Below are 1,418 nucleotides of genomic sequence, written 5' to 3' on the forward strand. Positions count from 1 at the left end.
CCGCAGGCGGCGAACAAGACCATCGGTCAGGGCGGTTTCCAGGAAGTCGAGCAGATGAAGCTGTTCGAGGACATGGTGGCCTATCAGGAAGAGGTCCGCGACCCGACCCGCGTCACCGAGGTTCTGAACCGCGTGATCATGAAAGCCAAGCGCGCCAGCGCCCCGGCCCAGATCAACATCCCGCGTGACATGTGGACCCAGGTGGTTGATGTTGATCTGCCCGCCATCGTCGATTTCGAACGCCCTGCGGGCGGTGAAACCGCCGTGGCGCAGGCGGCCGAGCTGCTGTCGAACGCCAAGAACCCGGTGATCCTGAACGGTGCGGGCGTGGTTCTGTCCAAGGGCGGGATCGAGGCCTCGAAGGCGCTGGCCGAGCGTCTGGATGCGCCGGTCTGCGTCGGCTACCAGCACAACGACGCCTTCCCCGGCAGCCACCCTCTGTTTGCCGGCCCGCTGGGCTACAACGGCTCGAAAGCCGGGATGGAACTGATCAGCGAGGCCGATGTTGTTCTGTGCCTCGGCACCCGTCTGAACCCGTTCTCGACCCTGCCGGGCTATGGCATGGAATACTGGCCGGCCGAAGCCAAGATCATCCAGGTCGACATCAACCCCGACCGGATCGGCCTGACCAAGAAGGTCACCGTGGGCATCGTGGGTGACGCGGCCAAGGTGGCGACCGGCATCCTGAACCAGCTGAGCGATACCGCGGGCGACGAGGGCCGCGACGCGCGCAAGGCGAAGATCGCCGAGAAGAAGTCCCGCTGGGCCCAGCAGCTGAGCAGCATGGACCACGAGGATGATGATCCGGGCACCACCTGGAACCAGCGCGCCCGCGCGGCCAAGCCCGACTGGATGAGCCCCCGCATGGCGTGGCGCGCGATTCAGGCGGCGCTGCCGAAAGAGGCGATCATCAGCTCGGATATCGGCAACAACTGCGCCATCGGCAACGCCTATCCGTCCTTCGAGGCGGGCCGCAAATACCTGGCGCCGGGCCTGTTCGGGCCCTGCGGCTATGGCCTGCCGGCCATCGTCGGCGCCAAGATCGGCTGCCCGGACGTGCCGGTCGTGGGCTTTGCCGGTGACGGTGCCTTCGGCATCGCGGTGAACGAACTGACCGCGATCGGCCGCGAGGAATGGCCTGCCGTGACCCAGATCGTCTTCCGCAACTATCAGTGGGGCGCGGAAAAGCGCAACTCGACCCTGTGGTTCGATGACAACTTCGTCGGCACCGAACTGGATACCAAAGTGTCTTACGCCGGTATCGCGCAGGCCTGTGGTCTGAAGGGCGTCGTGGCCCGCACCCAGGACGAGCTGACCGCAGCGCTGAACCAGGCGATCGAGGACCAGAAGAACGGCATCACCACGCTGATCGAGGCCCTGATCAACCAGGAGCTCGGCGAACCCTTCCGCCGCGACGC

1 protein-coding gene is annotated in these 1,418 nt (G+C 65.8%); it reads left to right on the top strand.

The genetic code is table 11. The features are described 5' to 3' along the window. Positions 1 to 1,418, top strand: a 1,418-nt coding sequence (xsc, locus tag GOW60_RS20995) for a sulfoacetaldehyde acetyltransferase (RefSeq protein WP_171230818.1), incomplete at both ends; no start/stop codon positions are given.

This window comes from Ruegeria sp. HKCCA4008, assembly GCF_013033125.1.
In the GTDB taxonomy this organism is placed as follows: Bacteria; Pseudomonadota; Alphaproteobacteria; order Rhodobacterales; family Rhodobacteraceae; genus Ruegeria.